Here is a 14439-nt window from a genome sequence, read left to right on the forward strand (position 1 = left end):
CCCCCTGGGTTCGACCCACTCCCCCCCCCCCCCCCCCCACGGGGCGCCGTGTCGCGTTCCGGCCCACATCCGGGCAGCCCTCGACCGAGGGGGTTGGATGATCTAGGTCTCGGGGGGCGGCGCCCGTACGGGACTTCTTGCCGCCCGGGCCACTCGGGCTCCCGGTGATTGCAGTCACCTGAGCCCTGCGCCCATCTGCTCTCCGCTCTGGCCTTGCAGGGCCTCGCGGAGGTTCTGACCGCCCCGGTGCCAGCCGGCTGCGATCAGTTCGATCTTCAGGTTCTGCCCAGAACCCGCCCCTAAGGGCTTTGTGCTGCCCATCTCGCAACGAGAGGACCGAGCACATCATGCAGTACAGCATTGCCGTTTGTCAGCTAACTCATGCCCGAATGGCGCAAATTGCGCCGTTGCGGTGCTCACATACGACCGATTTCACAACCGAACAAGTTTTCGGTAGGCGGTCACGCACCTGGCAGGTGCCGCATTGAGCGCCGCGCCGGAACACACTTTCCGTATCCCGACGCAACGCGGGGGTGCTCGGCTGCGGTCGGTCCCGGCTGCCGGCCCTGTGGAAGAGGCGGGGCCGGGCGATCCGTTGCAGCTCGGCCAGGGGATGCGGCGGCGGTTGCGTGAGGCGGTGCGTTTTCTGGTCAATGCACCACCGGCGGTCGAGTCGGGTGATGTGGCGCGGGTGTTGCTGGTCTTGGCGGCGGCCAAAGCCAACTGGGAGCGTGGTGGCGTGACGCGGACCGCGGTGCCGGATCTCGCGCGGTGGGTGGGGGTGTCGGTCTCCACGATCGATAAGGCGCTGGCGACGATGCGGCACGCTGAGCTGTTGGTGTCGGAGGTCCGGCTGGGCGGTGACGGCTCGGTGGAGGGATTGGACATCGCGGTCCCCGAGCTCGTTGGGGTGCGGTGTCTGGGGGATGCTCCGCGGCATCCGCTGGCCTTGTCTCGGGCGGAGTTGGCGACGCTGCTGCGCCTGGTGGAGGCATTGTTCGGTCCGGGGTGGGTACGGGCGGACGGGTCGGGTACGCCGCCGGGGCTGCTGGCCGGCCGTAGGGGGCCGGGGGCGGCGAGGGATCGGTTGGCGCTGCTGTTGATGGTGCTGGAGGCCCGTCCGGATGGCCGGGTGCCGTTGTGCGGTGGCGCGGTTGAGCGTCGGCGGGGCCGACCGGCGGCAACGGTGGCGCGGTTGCTGGGGAAGAGGTGTACGGCGGCTGGCGGGGCGAAGGTTCTGGCGCGCCTCGAGGCCTGCGATGCCGTGGTCAGTCGCCGGGTAGAGACCGCGTCTGGGCTGCGTCACCGGAGTCGGCTGCTGGTCCCCGCAGTCGCGGCGGCGCACGGGGCGCGCCTGATGCCGGTGACCGCGCACTCCGGGACGGGACCGTCGTTGGCGAAGCCGGAGATTCCAGACCACCCCGCTGCGGCAGTTGGGGATCAACCAGCCCGGTTTCCGGCGCCCCGAGCGGCATCACCGGAGGTCACCGGCCGTGGCGCGCCGGACGGCGGGCAGGCGGAGCTCGGTGGTGCAGACCGCGCCGCCTTGGCAGAGCTTCACACCAAGCACGCTCCTGTGGCTCATGTGGTTGGTGATGGTGAGGGCTCTATGGGGTTTTCCGGCGAAGCCGTTTCTGGGGTCACCCGCCGTCGGCCGGACCGCGCGGGCGCGCGCGAGCACCAGCCCGGGAGCCACGCGGGCGGGCGTCTGAAGCTCGTGGGCGGCCCAGGTGGCCCGCTGCGCGGGGACAAGCCCAAAGATTCCCGTGCTGAGCGCCAGGAGCTGCCGTTCACCGGCGCGCGGCCGCGGACCGGTCAGAGCAAGCAGCAAGGAGGGAGGGGGCCGCGGCCGCCGGAGAACCTGCAGGTCGTGCTGGCTCCGGTGGAAGGGGTGTGGGCTCGGCTGGAACGCGGCGGTGCCCGGGCCCGGGTGATCGCAGCAGTGCGCTCGCAGCTCGCGGCCGTGGCCGGTGTCGCCGGTACGGCGGCCGCCGGCGAGATCCTGGCCTCACGGCTGATGCGCCGTCTGGCTGAGCAGGGCGGTCCGGCCCAGGTAGCTGACCCGGTCGGCTGGTTGCTCGTACGGGGCCTCCCGCGCCGTCCAGGCTGCGCCGACGCGCGCTGCGACGAAGGCATCCGGCTGGACACCGGCGGCAGTTGCGACTCTTGCGCTTTCCTGATCGCCGACCGGCGGGCGCTGCGGCACGCCGTCGCGGCCGCCATCGACGCCGAGCTACCGGCCGCCACCACACAGGAGTGGCGCGCGGAGTACGAGCAGCGGCTGCGCCAGCAGGTGGCCGCGGATGCTGAATGTGCGGCGATTCGCCGGAAACGGACTGCTGCCGAGCAGGCCGCTCTTGCGCAGGCCCGCGCCGAAGCCGCGGCCGCCGAGCGCGCCCGACAGGCGCAGCCGTGCGCGGACTGCGGCGCGCCCGGGTCGGCGAGTCTGTGCGAGACCTGCGGTCACCGACGCGCCACCGAGGCGGTGATCCGCGAGGCGGCCCGGACGGCGGCCGCGGCGTGGGCCGACCCGGCGAGCCAGGCGGATGCCGATACGGTCGCCGCGCATGCCGAGGCCGGTATGAGGTCTGACCTCGACCAAACCTGTGCCCAGGCCCGTGCCCAGGGCGCGACCGAGCACACGCTGGCGGTCCTGGGCCGCGTGACCGCCGAGACTACGGCCGCCGAATACCGCCGCTCCGCCCTGGCGCTGCTCGCCCGTACCGCCGAGGCCGACACGGAGGCTCGGCAGGCCTACGAGGCGCGGATGCGCAGCTGGCACCGGTACGCCACCCGAACCGCCGCTCAGGCCGCGGCCGCTGAAGCCGCCGGGCAGGCCCGGGCCCGTACCGCAGAGCATCTGCTGGCCACCCGGCTTGGCGCCCTCCGGGACAGCCGACCGGCGGACCTCGCGCCCGACGACCCAGCACCGGATCGGTATGCGGCTGGGGCGGCACGGGTGCGCGCCGCGTTGCGGACGGCTCGAGCACGGGCATGAGGCCTCGCACTGGATCAGCAGACTCCCGCAGTGCCAGGTGAGGTACTCCACTCTCAGCAGGCGCCTTGCCGGACGGCGCTGTGCTTAGGCGCGTCGAGGGGAAGCCAGCAGAAGCGGCTCGGCGGTGCGGTACTCGGTATGCATCGTCACCTGCCAGCCAGCCTGCTGCAGCGCCTCGGCGCACGAGCGCAGCTCCGCATCGACGACCGCGGACGGTGTGGCCTGATCATCCGGCGCCATCCACCGTACTTCCAGGGCCTCGGGCTGCGCCGAGCCCGTGACTCGGTAACCGCCCTCGCTCACGCGGCCACCGTGATCGACGACGCAGGGGCGGCAACCGGCGACCTCCAGAGCAAGTGCGGCTGCGGCCACGAGATTCCGGCGCTCCCACAATCACAGCAGCCCGGGTGCCTTGCCCTTGACCTGGCGCATCATGACCACGCCTTCCCAAGCACTGCGCACGTGCGTTGCCGGGCGGCGGCATCGTACGGATGGCGCTTGCCTCCCGCGCGGGCGACGAAGGCCTCCGGTACGACTGGAGGCAGGGAACACGCAGGCGCTGAGGCGGCCGTGAGCCGGTCGCGTTCTGTCAGGCCGGCGGGCGTCAGGTAGAGCCGGTGGCGCGCCCGCGCATGCCGTACGGTCAGGCCTTGGCGGACGAGTGCCTGCAACACCCGATCTTGCTCCGTATCGCGGAGCTGTCCCGTTGCGGGGTCGCTGCAAGGATCGCGGCTCGGCGTTCTGCCGGTGTGGGCTGCCTGGTCACTTAGACACCGCCTCTGCCCGATCCGCAGGGGCGCCCGGCGAGCGCATCGGCTTCGGGCGACGTCCTCGCCGGGCCCAACCAGTCTCTCACCCGCTCCTGACACGACAAAGGAGCCGAGCTCCCAGCTCCCGGAAGCAGGCGCAAACGCCGAACCGCCCAGATCTGCGGGGACTCAGAGTCTGGGGACAACTATGACGACACCAGCGGCGCCCGCAGCATAGCCATAGCGCAGCATCATCGACGACCTTCGGAACCTTCCTCGACGAGCTGGAGGAGGAACTCGACCAGCGCCGCCCGAAGCAGTCCCGCGGGAGCGCCGCGCCTGATATGGATCTGCGCGTTGACCTGGCCGGCTTCTCGGAACCCCACCCGAGGACCGCGGCGTTCCCGTTGCCGCGGTGGTCCGCCACGCGGCGAACTTCTGGGCACCCCGGTATGCGACGGCCCGCACGAGCGCGGCGCCGCCCTCACCCACACCGTGGGCCACTGCCGCTGGCTGGGGCGCTCCAACCTCACCGTTGCCCGCCATCGGCATGCGCTGGCTCGGCGGCGAGCGCGACGAGGATCGCGTCCTTGAGGCTCAGGCAGCCCGCCTTGCGTACCGCATACAGCGTGACGAGTAGCCAAAGAGGAAGGCCAGAGCGATCGCGAGGACCATCGTCTCGACGCTGCCCCACAGCAGGCCGGTACCGATGACCATGGCCAGGATCTCGCCGAGGGCGCAGCCGGTCAGGCAGTGCAGTGTCGCCCGGGAGGTAGTCCTCCAGGAGGCGCCGGCCGTCCTGTGGCCGCCGTGGGCGTGCGCTTCGTACTCGTGGGCGGGGGCGCTGGCGTGGTGAGCGGTGTGGTCCCGACACCGACGCCACCCGTGCCGCTGCTATGGACGCCGCGGCGGCAGCATCCGAGGCGGCCCAGCAGCGCATCGCGCACCAGCTACTCGCCACCCGGCTGGAGAAGCTGCACACCAGCCGACTGGGCGACGTTGGCGCGCCGCCCCCGCTGCACGAGGGATGGTGGCAGTGCGGCGACTGCGGTCGCCGTTCGCGCCGCACCCGGCCCGAAAGCGGCCTGTGCCTGGCGTGCATTGCAAAGGCCGCACGCTCGGTCCGCCGAATGGCAGGCTGCTAGCATGCTGGCGGAGGCTGGATTTTGCAGCCTGGCCGACAGGGTCCGCGCCCGGCATTCGCGGAGCCGCATCTCGGCCGAAGCGGGCTAGGTCTGTCAGATCGTACATTTTGTTGTCTTGCCTTCTTCGCGCTGAGCCGGGCAGTGCCATGGAAGGTTTTCGATGTCTGCTTCCCGCGAGAAACAGCGCGCACGGCTTCGCACCCTCTTCACCGGCGAGAGCCACCAACAAGCGCTCTCGGCGACCCGCTCACTCACCGCCGGAGACCCCGTCGTCCCCGAAGCCAGCACAGACGACCAGCAGCTGATTGAGGCCGCCGTCCTCTCCGAGCTCGACGATGCCTGCGCGCCCTGGAACTGGTGGGAGCAGGATGAGGAGCGTAAGAACAGCGTCTTCTACATCACGCGCGTCACCCCATCGCCTGACGCCCTGCGCCTTCACCTCGCCGAGGACAGCTGGAGGAGCATCCTCGACGCACTGCTCCCAGCCTTCGACAGCGACGATGAGGACTGGCCCGTGCTGGGCGTGCCAGGACTGCGCTGCCGGCCGCTACCTCAGGGCGCAGAGCTGTACCACCTCGACGCCACGGGGCGCATCGAGCTCGCGGTCCCGCCCAATGACCGGGCCGATCTCCACGCATGGATCACAAGCGGTGAGGCCGCCGGACAGACCCGCGGACGCAGGCCCGCGGTAGAACGCGCCTTCTGGCCCAGGTACGTAGGACGCCTGGAGGCGGTGCCCGGCAAGAGCCGGGTCCTGCGGCATCTGCTGGCCTTCTCCACCTATCCACAGGTCACACTCACCGGCACCGGGCAGAGTCCGGAGCCAGTGCCCTCTGAAGAGGACTTCGAGCAGATCGCCCGCGTCCTGCTGCGCCGCCGCACCGCGTCACCGGCCGCACAGCCAGAGGCCCCCCGCGTCCCCGGCGCGGCGGCGCTCGGCGGGCTGCACCGCGTCGCGGCTGTCGTCGGGCCAAGGGCCGCGGGGGGCGTCGGCAGGTCCCTCTTCACAGCCAACCTGGCCGTGGCCCTGGCCAACGAGGGAAACGTCAGCGTCCTCGTGGTCAACGCCGACGGAGCCACCAGTGGTGTCAGCCGGTTCCTCGCGCATGCGCTCAGCGGAGAGCCCGCCTCGCAGGGACAGCAACTGCTGCGCAACGGGGCGCGACTCGAGCTGGCCCGCTGCCCTGATGGGGTTCAACTTGCCGACTCCATCAAAGACGTACTCCGCGACTCCGACCACGACGTTGTGCTGCTCGATACCGGCCCGATGGACCAAGTCAGGGTCGCTCAGCTGGCGGAGGTGTGGATCGGTGTGACCCCGCTGTGGGCCCAGCCAGGCCGGCTCACCGAGATGGTCTCCCACGGCCGCGACGGCCGTCGGCTGTCGCGGGGCTGGGAGAAATCCTGGCTCGCAGCCATGCGCTCGAACGGCTGGGACGTGACGACGAGGACTGCGGTCCGCGACCCAGAGTCGTTGTTCGCCGACTACGACTCTGCGCACGCAGCGGGTCTCGTCATCATCGGTGACCGAGGCGAGTCCGCGCGCTCACGCCAGGAGCTTGCGGCCAGCTCGGGGCTGCCGGTTCTCCACCCAGGCATCCCCGACCTCGTGTGCGACGCCGAGCAGGCGGACCAGGTGCTGGCCGAGCCCACCGGTCGCACCGCCGCCGTCCACCGCGCCTATCGAGCAGTCGCTCGTCAGCTCCTCGCGCCAGAGGCCCGCTCGTGATCCCGGTTGCAGAGGAGTCCCCACAGCAGGCGGGAGTCGGCGGCCAGTTCACCGTAGAGGCGGCGGTCGACGAGGTGGATCCAGTCCTGCATGGCCCAGGAGGATGGCCTTGGAGGAGAACCGTCCGTTGGTAAGGACGACGACGTCGGCCTTGTGGAGCTGCTGGCCGTTCCGTTGACCTGCTGCAGCACCGCGGTCCCGACGGCGAAGCCGCGGTCTCCGTTCCGGCAGTGCACCGCGCGCACCGACCGTGAAGGCAAGCAACGTGGTGGTGCACCGCGTCAGCCGAATTGTGGAGTTCGAGGAGTCGGACACGACGTACGTCTTGAACCGTTCCTAGCGATGTTGGCCGGTGTTGGCTGAATCGCATGAATCCGGACGGGTAGTCCGGTGACCTCGCGAACGGTCTTCGAGGTCGGGGAACAGCGTGAGCTGGTCACCTGGGCTCCAGCAGGTCTTGTCGCCTCCGTTTGGCGTGCCTGTAGTCCTGGGTGGTCTCACGGTCCCGCGTGGCCTGGCAACGAATGCGGTCTGGCCGGTAGCTCTCCCCGGTCCCATCCTCTGGTGGGGCGGGGTCACACCTGGCCGACGCCGGATTCGGTGTCCCAGGCCACGCCTGCCGATCGCCACGGCGGCACCGTGATGCCGCGTGACGGAAGTCTTTGCCTGCTGCTGGAGTGGGGGCTTCCAGTACCGCTCGCCCCAGATCGAGGTGTAGGCCGGGTCGACGGCGACCACGTTGAGGTCCTGGTGGAAAGCCATGCCTCGGAGGCGTTCCCGGAACTTCGCGGTGGGGATACCAGCCACGGTGCGGCGGAACCGCTTCCCGCGCGCGCCGCGCCCCATGGTCTCCCGGCCGGTGGTGCGGGCGTCATCGAAGCCCAAGTTCTCCACCGCGATCCCCACGCAGTGGTGCTCTTTCGCGATGCGGACGAGTTCGATGATCGCGGCCCGCAATCTGCCGTCCCGAACGCTGGCGGGGCCGGTCAGCTCCAGGGGCACGGTGATCGGCTCGCCGATGGGGTTGCCGTGCGGGTCGAGGACGTAAGCGGCCAAGTGGTCGGCGTTGAGGTCGATACCGAGCAGACGTTGCCCGAAGGCCCGGATCTCCTGCGGGGTCCGCAATACAGCGGTATCGGCCGACCAAGAGGCGTCGAGGTACCAGCGTCCCCGGATCGGGTCGTGGATGATGTCGTAGCGCACGGCCCGGTGGGCGGTGGCCCAGTCCAGCCACTCTCCGCGCCGATGCGAGAAGGTGACGGTGCAGGCTGGCCGGTACCGGCCCCTGGGGGCGTTCGCGAGGTGCCTGAGCGGTTCCGGCAACACCAGCGACACCGAGCCGTCCTCGGGATCGACAGTGATGGTGTAGTTGCCGTGCGGGGCTCCTGTCTCGCCGTCCGCGGTCAGGAACAGACGGGCGGCGTCCCATCGGTCACGCCACTCGACCTGGGTGAGCTGGGCGTCTTCGAGGTTGTGCCGGATCTTGGCGACGACTTCGGCCAGCATCGCCGTCCCGAACCTGGCCAGCCGCTCCTCATGGGTCACCAGCAACGTGCTCACGGACTCGGCCTGGCACGCCTGGAGCGCACGACGCAGCCCCTTCCGCCTGTCCGACAGCCCAGAGGCCACGTCGGTGAACTCCCCAAACACGATGCGGTCCCCGGCCGCCTCCCGCAGCCGCACCATCTGTGGATGGCACAGCGCGGGGTTACCGATCCGGTTGGCCAGGACGAGTCTCTTTCGCGGCTGCTGCGGCGTGGTCGGCTTCGCCTGCCCGGAACAAGCTGTCGGCCTCGTTAGGTCAGGAACACCGCGCGGGGCTCGGCGCGGGCGTGGGGGAGCAGGCCCATGCCCTCACCGATCAACTGGTGAGCGCGGTCGGGCTGGCCGAGCTCGAGCAGGCCGTTCTTTACGGAGCTGGGGGTAAGCCTCGCAACCGTGGTTTCGGTGCGCGGGGGCGCGTTTCGCCGGAGTGGTTCCCGGCGACCGGTCAAACAACTGCCTTGTCTCTGCGCTGTTGGCTGTCGTCCGGCATGCAAGACCGCACGGGTGCCGTCACTGGGGCGAAGGCCCCGTCTCCCGCCGTTCGGGAGACCGAGTGAGGTTCCAGGGGCGTCCAGCGGGAGGGACTACTCAAGACGCGAACGGGGCCTGAAGGGGTGTGCATCCTCGCTGCGTGTCCGCCCATTTCGGCGGACGCATCGGCGAAGTGGCACCTTCACGGAGGGCAGATGAAGTTCATTCCGCATAGTTGTCCTCACCGCTGCTCCGGAGTTTCCTCCAGAGTGCTGGCCCGGCTTGGTGTCTGGGGCCGAGGGGTCACAGAAGACATTCCTGTCGAACCGGTTGCTCAGCCGTTCGGAGGTCGGTCTGTTCCTCCGGCATGCGGCGTGCGACGCCATCTCGTGGTCGGAATCACGTGCGTATCAACCGTGAACGAGTTCGCCTCCAGGGGGACGCCGTGGTGACGGTACGTGTGCTGCGTGATCGGTCCGCCCTATCCTTCCTGGAAGACCGCTGGCCGATGCTGTACAGGCAAGATGCGATGGCGACGCCATACCAATCGCCTGAATGGCTTGCCGGGTGGACCGAGCAGATGTCACCTACCGCCACCCCGCTCGTGATGGTGGCAGATGACTCCGACGGTCCTGTTGCCGCCCTGGCGCTGGTTCGCGACCAGAGCGAGGGCCGGGAGCAGGTTCGTCCGCTCTCGTCGCCACACGCCGAGTACATCCGTGCTGTCGGCCCCGGCTCTGAAGAGCACAGCGTCGGAGCAGCTCTGGCTCAGTGCCTGAGAGTTCTCGCCCGCGAGGGCGATTGCGTGGTGATGCCGGACGTGCCTACCGACAGCTGCCTGGGCCGGCACGTGGCGGCCCAGTCGGGCTACGACCACACGACGGCGCGTTGCGCGGTGATCGGGCTGCCCGTGGACTTCTCGGCAATGTCTCGCGCTACCAGAAAGGAGCATAAGCGCCGCGAGCGCACCTGGGTCGGGCTGGCCGCAGGCGGCCACCGCGTGGTCTATCGCCGAACCCGGAGTACCGCGGAACTCATCGGCACATACCCAGTCCTGTCAGAGCTGTACCACCGCCGATGGGCGGGGCATGTCCCTCTATCTGAAGTCGGTGCTGCGGGAGCCGATAAGCAGTGGCAAGCGGTGTTGGAACGGTGCGGCTCGGGTACGGCGTTCATTGCAACCCTTGCGGTGGACGAGGCCGTCGTGGCTGCCCAGTTGTGTCTGTACCGCCACCGACGCTGCTATTCTGTGAGACCGGCCATGGACCCGGCCTATCGCGAACTTGCTCCGGGGCACGCCCTATTGCGCCGACTGACTGCCGAGCTCTCCGGGCAAGGGTTCATTTCGTTCGACCTGGGCCGTACCGTCGAGGATGCGGGGCAGATCGCTTATAAGTCGCAGTATTTGGCCGAGTGGAAGGCCACCCTAACTGCCATTTCCAGGATTCCTCAGGAGGCACCACGGGTGAGGAGCTTATCTGTCCCAAGTGTGACCGGGCCCCTCATGCCCGGAGGTCGGGCACGCCTGGGCAGCCGCCAGGTGAGACGGAGACGCGCTTTGCGCAAGCTGCCCCGCGATGCAGCTCGCTTCCCCACGCCCTGCTTCGTCAGGTTCGCCCACGGCATCCGTCAACGGGCTGTGCTGCAGGCATGCCAGCACGCTTACGCAGCCTCATGAGGTGCATGACTCAACTTCCAGTTGATTCCGATTGCATCCTATAACCGCCTTCTCCTGCGGAAATGCTCTGTGGTGAAACCGTGTATCCCGCAGATAGCGTCGGCCTACTTGAGACGTCCCTCGCCCCACCAGGAGTTACCAGTGAACCGCCGTTCTTTGCCCGTTGTTGCGGCGGTTGCCGCAGCCGCCGCGCTGGTCCTTACCGGGTGCAGCGGCGACTCCGGCCCGGACGACAACATCAAGGGCGCGGACGAGGCTGACAACTCACACAGTTCCTCCCAGCCTCCATCGAGTAACGCAGACCGCCCCAAGATCGATATCCCCAAGACCCTCGAGATGGACTTCGAGGACTGGACTGACGAAGACGCCCGGATTCAGACGATCCTCAACGACGGTAGGGAAGGCATTCGCGCCGTCAACGAAGCCATCCTCCAGAACCCACCGAACCCGAACTCCCCGAACGTGGCCTTCTACCACTCCTCCGATGCCCTCAAGGACACGAAGGACTGGATTTCAGGATTCAAGGAAAATGATCTAACGATCACCGGAACCATCCGATACTTCGACGCTGTGGTAAACGTCCGAAAGGGGCACCGAGCCGCAGAGCTCATCTACTGCTCCGACGAAAGTGGTGGGGCCTCCAAGAACCGAAAAACAGGAAAGGTCGACCACTCGGCCACCGGTAGCAATTTTGTTCAATACGTGACCCTCCTCCAAAAGGACTCAGAAGGCGTCTGGAAGGCAGCAGCGCTGGAAGGCAACCGGGGCGCATGCTCGTAAAAAAGAGGTCACCTGGTCAGTGGCCCTGACCGCGGCAGTCTCGACCCTTCTCACCACCGTCGCCCCCACGGCAACGCAGGCCCTAACGGCAACGGAGATGAGTCGAACAACCGAGCCACGTGTCGCCTCGCTGGCCGTGGCCCTCCCGGCGCTCGGGCTGACGGACCCCGAGCACCCGGAGGGCGATCGCGATCCTGCTTCTCCGGCGCAATCATTCCGTACGACGAGGAGACGCCAGGAGAAACATTCCGAGCCACCTATCGCGGTGGTCTGACACCAGCCACCCGGCGCGATCCAGAACGTGGGCGTACTCGCTGAGAGCCTCTTTGAGGCCAGAGGCGCCCGCCTGCGGTTCGCCCTTTGGGACAGCTCGCGTTACCTGCACTGTGGCGGCCTGCGGCCACGCAGACAGGAGGTAACCACTCGCCGTACGGCAGCCGTTGCGATCGGCCTCGGACGGCGCGCATCCGGCCGCTTCGAGAGCCAGCCCGACGGCCGCCATCGGATTCGTCAACTCCCACGGGCACGGAATTCGGCTGCTGCCCGTACGATTGCTCATCCGCCGCAGCTCCAGCAGTCCCGCCCACGCACTGCGCACCTCGCGCTCGCGGGCCGTAGAATCCTCCGGCGCCATCTCGTCACCCTTCCGGGCAGCGAACCCTGGCGCCTCCCGAGGAGCGGCAAGGGCGGCCTGGGGCTGGAGGAGCTGCTTGCGCAGCTGCCATCCCGCCGGGGTCAGGTAGCAGCGGTGCGGCGGTGTGGGATGCCGGAACGCCCAGCGGCCTACGACCAGCGCCTCAAGCTGGGCCGTGGTGCCCTTCAGCAGTCCGGTGTCCGGGTCGGCTGCTTCGATGATCAGCCGCTGTTCCCGCGCCGGCTTCTTGGCCACTTGGTCCTCCTCTCGGTGCGACATCGCAGCCAGTTGCGACGCCCAACGAGCGAGGTGCTTCGTCCAGGCGCCGTACACCGCAACAGCAGCGCAAGCATGCCCCATCAGCGCGGCTATCGAAGACCCACCGGGACGCATACAAGCGGCGGCATCGCCCGATCCAGCGCCCGGCGCTCAATGCTGCGCAGGCCCTGTGATGCCACGGTCCGGGCGGCAGCGAGCGCGGCGGAGCGGGCGCCCGCGGCATTCTCGGCGGTTCAGACACGGTGGAGCTGGACGGTGGTGGAGCAGCTGACGCCGTCGTCGCGTAGCAGGGTTGTGCCGCCGAGTTCGGCGTCGATGGTGGCGGCTTCGTCGATCAGCGCCCGCATCCCGGCCGCGTCGCTGGCTCGTGCGGGCCGTGTAGGCGCCCGACCTGGATCAGCAGGCCGCGTACGGCGGTGTGTCCTGGCCCGGCGCCGCGCAGGCTCGGGTGGTCGCGGCGGTCAAGGCAATGGACATCTCCTGGTGGTGCCAGTCGGCCTCGCGGGTCAGGGTCCGGGAACGACGCTCCCAGCATCAATGAACCACAGTGAGCCGCAGCTGGTGGACGCCCACCACCCGGGCGACGGCTGCGCCCTTGTGTCCCTCTCTCAGCAGATGCATCTCATTCCGCCCGGCGGACCAGCCGCCGTGACCGGTGTGCCAGGACGCGGGACCGTGCAAGGGGCCGCACCAGCTGCGGCGCCTCTGCTCCTAAGGTCACGCGGAAGCCCTTGCCTAGGACCGATTCCCAGGCCAACCTCCTCGCAAATGGAGGTAACACGCCATGCGTGCACGCACAGCCGCAGTAATCGCCGGTGCGCTCGCCCTCGTCCTCGGTGTGCTGCTCGCCCCTTCCGCCGCGTCGGAGACCCCCACCCCGACGATCGAGCACCACGTCATCCACTCCTTCGACGGGGTGCCGATCTACTCGACCCTCTTCCTTCCACCGGGAGCCTCGAGCCACCACCCAGTACCGCTTGTCATGCGCACGCACGGCTGGGGCGGCACGGGACAGACCGAACTCGACACCGGGACCCTGAGCAAACTTGTCCACGACGGTTACGCCGTACTCACCTGGGACAGCCGCGGCTTCGGCAAGTCCGGTGGGGAGACCCACGTCAACGCGCCCAACGTGGAGCGCCTCGACGCCAGCGCCCTACTCGACTGGGCCACGCAGCGCCCGGAGATCAAGAAAGAGCGGCCGGGTGACCCGATCGTCGGCTTCTCCGGGGGCTCGTACGCGGGCGGCATCCAGCTCGTCACCGCAGCCTTCGATGAGCGCATCGACGCCATCGCGCCCGAGATCACCTGGCACGACCTGCGCTACTCACTGTTCCCCCACAACGTGGTCAAGTCCGGCTGGGACGAACTCCTCTTCGAGCTCGGCTTCGCCACAGCGCTCACGCGCGGCCTCAACCCGACCAACGAGACGGGCATTCAGACCGGCTCGTACTCCAACGACCTCCAGCAGGCGCACGCCGACCTGCTGGTCAACAACGGGCCCAGCGAGTCGACTAACCAGTTCTTCAAGTCGCGCAGCATGGCCGGATACAGCGACAAACACCCCGTCGACGTACCCACACTGCTCATGCAAGGCAGTGTGGACACTCTCTTCAACATCAACGAGGCAGTGAGCAACTTCCGTCACGTCCGATCCCAGCACGCGCCCTCGAAGCTAATCGTCTATTGCGGCGGACATGTCGCCTGCCCGGACTCCTACACGCCGGTGGACGACCGGGCCCATCTCGACCAGGCCATTCTCACCTGGTTCGACCGCTACTTGAAAGGCAACCGCCAAACCGGGACCGGACCCGCCGTGGAATACCGCACAAATACGCACGGCTTCCGCGGCCTCACCGACGTGCCCACGTCCGCCTCCGTCACCGGCGGCGGCTCGGGTTCGCTGGTCGGCACCGGCGTGCCCACCAGCGGGCGGGGGCTCACCGCGACACCCTCGCAGCCGGGTGACCCGACCGCGCTGACCGTACCCATCGTTACGGCGCCGGCCGGCGGCATGGAACTATTCGGCATGCCCAAGGCGACGCTGAGCCTCACCGGAACGGGCGCGCCCGCGGCAGACCTGTTCCTCAAGCTGGTCGACCGCGAGTCCGGTGAAGTCGTCAATCTGCAGGAGCAGGCGGTACGGGTAGAGGAGCTGTCCACCCACCCGCGGCAGCTCTCGCTGGACCTCTCGGGTGTCGCGTATAGCCTGCCTGCCGGCCACCACCTCGACCTGCAGGTGGCCACCAGCAGCGCGTCGTACGCCGCGCCGCGCAGCGGGCCGGTGCGGCTTGGCGTCGAGGTGAACGTGTCGGTGCCGACACCGCCGAGGTAATTGGCCTCCGGGGCGGGCCGCGCAGCCCAGAGGAGCGGAGCCCCGGACCTGCCCGCCCCAGACTTCCGGTACGGCCGCTCGGGAGGACGGTCGGCT

General features: G+C 68.9%; 10 protein-coding genes and 1 pseudogene. 5 read left to right on the forward strand and 6 right to left on the reverse strand.

The annotated features are described in order from the left end of the window. Nucleotides 1-1474: 1474 nt before the first annotated feature. On the reverse strand, nt 1475-1831 hold the full coding sequence (locus ACTWP8_RS21175; protein WP_443323721.1) for a hypothetical protein: 357 nt from the start codon (nt 1829-1831) through the stop codon (nt 1475-1477). A gap of 39 nt (nt 1832-1870) precedes the next feature. On the opposite strand from ACTWP8_RS21175, the gene ACTWP8_RS21180 reads away from it, so the two are divergent. Beyond that, nucleotides 1871-2998: a hypothetical protein gene (locus ACTWP8_RS21180; protein WP_443323722.1), complete on the forward strand. Its 1128-nt coding sequence runs from the start codon at nt 1871-1873 to the stop codon at nt 2996-2998. A gap of 84 nt (nt 2999-3082) precedes the next feature. Here ACTWP8_RS21180 and ACTWP8_RS21185 read toward each other — a convergent pair whose 3' ends face one another. Together ACTWP8_RS21185 and ACTWP8_RS21190 are read right to left on the reverse strand one after the other, a co-directional pair. Beyond that, a complete protein-coding gene (locus ACTWP8_RS21185; RefSeq protein WP_443323723.1) occupies nt 3083-3301 on the reverse strand; it encodes a hypothetical protein in 219 nt (72 codons plus the stop codon). Nucleotides 3302-4306: 1005 nt separating this feature from the next. Continuing rightward, nucleotides 4307-4614: pseudogene (locus ACTWP8_RS21190) on the reverse strand (DUF4396 domain-containing protein); the annotation flags it as partial. A gap of 438 nt (nt 4615-5052) precedes the next feature. On the opposite strand from ACTWP8_RS21190, the gene ACTWP8_RS21195 reads away from it, so the two are divergent. Next, entirely contained in the window at nt 5053-6621 is a 1569-nt protein-coding gene (locus ACTWP8_RS21195) for a hypothetical protein (protein ID WP_443323724.1), read from the forward strand. Here ACTWP8_RS21195 and ACTWP8_RS21200 read toward each other — a convergent pair. Continuing rightward, complete coding sequence (locus tag ACTWP8_RS21200; RefSeq protein WP_443323725.1) at nt 6591-6713, reverse strand: hypothetical protein; 123 nt, start codon at nt 6711-6713, stop codon at nt 6591-6593. The genes ACTWP8_RS21195 and ACTWP8_RS21200 overlap by 31 nt on opposite strands. Nucleotides 6714-6957: 244 nt before the next feature. After that, entirely contained in the window at nt 6958-8307 is a 1350-nt protein-coding gene (locus tag ACTWP8_RS21205) for a recombinase family protein (protein ID WP_443323726.1), read from the reverse strand. Between the two features lie 733 nt (nt 8308-9040). Here ACTWP8_RS21205 and ACTWP8_RS21210 point away from each other — a divergent pair. Continuing rightward, nucleotides 9041-10315, forward strand: a complete 1275-nt coding sequence (locus tag ACTWP8_RS21210) for a GNAT family N-acetyltransferase (RefSeq protein WP_443323727.1) — start codon at nt 9041-9043, stop codon at nt 10313-10315. Between the two features lie 141 nt (nt 10316-10456). Then, nucleotides 10457-11095: a hypothetical protein gene (locus tag ACTWP8_RS21215; RefSeq protein WP_443323728.1), complete on the forward strand. Its 639-nt coding sequence runs from the start codon at nt 10457-10459 to the stop codon at nt 11093-11095. A gap of 211 nt (nt 11096-11306) precedes the next feature. Here the strand turns inward: ACTWP8_RS21215 and ACTWP8_RS21220 are convergent, their stop codons facing one another. After that, complete coding sequence (locus ACTWP8_RS21220) at nt 11307-11984, reverse strand: hypothetical protein (protein WP_443323729.1); 678 nt, start codon at nt 11982-11984, stop codon at nt 11307-11309. An 808-nt stretch (nt 11985-12792) separates the two neighbouring features. Here ACTWP8_RS21220 and ACTWP8_RS21225 point away from each other — a divergent pair. Beyond that, nucleotides 12793-14343 (forward strand): CocE/NonD family hydrolase, encoded by a 1551-nt coding sequence (locus ACTWP8_RS21225; protein ID WP_443323730.1) that lies wholly within the window; start codon nt 12793-12795, stop codon nt 14341-14343. Nucleotides 14344-14439 lie beyond the last annotated feature (96 nt).

This window comes from Streptomyces sp. 7N604, from assembly GCF_052245475.1.
Classification (GTDB): domain Bacteria; phylum Actinomycetota; class Actinomycetes; order Streptomycetales; family Streptomycetaceae; genus Streptomyces.